Consider the following 2,318-nt stretch of genomic DNA (forward strand, 5'->3'; position numbering starts at 1 on the left):
CGCGGTGGGCCTTGCGGATGCGGTTCGGCGCCCGCAGCAGCGCGCTGATCAGGTTCCACACCAGCACGCAGGCGGCGATGGTCAGGCCCAGCGCCAGCACGAACACCGGCAGCGTCATCGCGATCCGCCAGGGACCCCAGTTCAGCACCACGTCGCCGGTCTGCTCGGCGACCCAGGCGGAGCCGGCCGCGGCGAGCCCGACCAGGATGAGAAAAACAACGATCCGGAACATGAGCGTCCTATTGCGCGGGTTTGGCGAGCGCGGTCATCGAGTCGTCGGCGAATTTGCGGGCCGTCGACAGCGCGGCGTCGCGGGCGTCGGCCTTGGCGAGCCAGTCGCTGGCGGGGGCGCGATCCTCGGCCGACAGGTTCTTCAGCTCGCGCCGCGCCTCGGCGAGGTCGTTGCGCAGGGCCGCGGCCGTGATCCGCGCCACCACGGCGCCGCGATCGGTGCCGGCACCATCCGTGCGCTCGACCTTGACGAGGTTCTGCGCGCCGGCCGACAGCTTGCTGAGGATCGAGGTCCCGGTGGTGCCCTCGGGCGCCGGCGGCGTCAGCTTCGGCACGATGGTCAAGAGCTCGCGGCTGAGCGCGGCCGGGCTCGGCACGCCGCTGGCGGCGAAGGTGTCGAGCGGCTTCAGCGCGGCTCCATCCGGCGCCAGCGATTTGGCCGTCGACAGCGCCGCGGCGTAGGGATCGCCATGGCGGACGGCGACGTCGAGCAGGGTCGCGGCGACCACCCGGCGCAAGGGCGCGTCGTCGGCCGGCTTGGCCTGGGCAGCCTCGGAGAGCTTGGCGCGGTCCTGCGCCAGCGCCGCGCTCTGGGTCTTGCTGGCGCGCTCCAGCGCATCGATGCGCGCGGTCAGGCCGGACAGGTCGACCGGAGCCGGCGCGGGCGGGGAAGCCGCGCTGTCGCGCGGCTGCGCCTTGACGTCGTTCAGCGCGGCCACGGTCTTGTCGTTCTGGCTGCGCAACGCGGCGACGTCGCTGCGCACGGCCGCGATCGCCTTGTCGACCGCGTCGATGTGGCCGGTGACGGCGGTATCCGGCTTGCCGGTGCGCTGCTCCAGCGTGGCGACGCGCGAGCTCAGCTCGTCGACCGCGGTCGACAGCGGGGTGGTCGGCGATGGCGGCTGCACCGGCGGCCAGCCCAGCATCCAGCCGACACCGATCACCAGCGCCGCCGCGGCGGCGCCGGAGAACGGCGCGATGATCCATGGCGACACCGGGCGGGACGGCGGCGGCGGCGGAAGCTCGCGCGGCGGCTCGGCAGCGGCATCGGCTTCTTCTGGCGTCTCCTGAGCGGCCTCGGCGGTGGCGACGGTCGGCTCGGCCTCCGGAGCGCCATGCGGATGCGATTCGCCTCCCGCGCCCGAGGAGCCCTCTGCCATCGCCTCGGCCGGGGCCGACCACGGCGACACCGTGGACCGTTCGGCCCCGCTCTCGCTGGCGGCGGGACGTTCCTCGCGCGAGGTCGGCTCCAGATCGATGGTCGGCGGGGGCCGTTTCGGCCGCCCGGTATCGGAGGCCGGTGCAGCGGTGTCGGGTTCATCGACCATGGTGGAGGTTCCCTGGCTGAGGCAAGAGTGAGCAGGCCCTCTTACGCCATTCACGACCGGAGCGCACGGGTCAGGCCTTTCAGCATCTCGTTTTCATCCGGATGCGCTGGGATTGTGACCTGGGTCGCCCCGGCCTCGCGCAGCACCTCGGCGACATTGGCGGACAGGCAGCCATGCGGCACGGCGAGCGCCGAGATCTCGACGCCCTCGGCCCGGATGGCGGCCACGAACGCCGCGGCACTTCGGCGCGAATAATGCAACACCGCCTGCACCGCATTCGCCGCGAACGCCTCGCAGACCTCGCGCGGCAGGCTCGCGACCTGCGCCATCCGGTAGACCGTCTGGGTGATCACCTCGAAGCCGCGCGCGGCCAGCTCGGCGGCGAGATCGCGCGAGATGTCGGCACCGGCGAGATAGAGAAGGGTGGACCCGGGGCCGATCACGCCGCTGGTCGCGATCGTCTCGCGGAGCGCCGCCGCATCGCCGGCCGCCGAGATCACGTTTGTGAAACCGGCCTCGCGCGCCGCCGCGGCGGTCTGGTCGCCGACCGCGAACAGCGGCAGGCCGAGCAGGGCGGAGCCTCCGAGCTGCGGCGCCGCCGCGCGCAGCGCGTTCGACGATGTGACGATGACGCCCGCAGCGCCACGCCCTGCGTCCGCCGGCAGCGCCACCGGCTCGAAGCGCAGCATCGGCGCCAGCAGCACGTCGAAGCCGTGCGCGCGCAAAGCTGCGGCGGTGCGTTCATTGTCGGGGGCGGGA

General features: G+C 73.2%; 3 protein-coding genes. All 3 read right to left on the reverse strand.

Annotated features, from left to right (window positions below; all coding sequences use genetic code 11):
* The coding region (locus BRAO375_RS19130) for a heme biosynthesis HemY N-terminal domain-containing protein (RefSeq protein ID WP_035641172.1) at positions 1–232 on the reverse strand (232 nt) is incomplete at its 3' end.
* Positions 233–239: 7 nt separating this feature from the next.
* Complete coding sequence (locus BRAO375_RS19135) at positions 240–1,559, reverse strand: COG4223 family protein (RefSeq protein WP_035641175.1); 1,320 nt, start codon at positions 1,557–1,559, stop codon at positions 240–242.
* Positions 1,560–1,609: 50 nt separating this feature from the next.
* Positions 1,610–2,318, reverse strand: a 709-nt coding sequence (locus BRAO375_RS19140) for a uroporphyrinogen-III synthase (protein WP_035641178.1), incomplete at its 5' end; no start/stop codon positions are given.

The organism is Bradyrhizobium sp. ORS 375, from assembly GCF_000239775.1.
GTDB lineage: Bacteria > Pseudomonadota > Alphaproteobacteria > Rhizobiales > Xanthobacteraceae > Bradyrhizobium.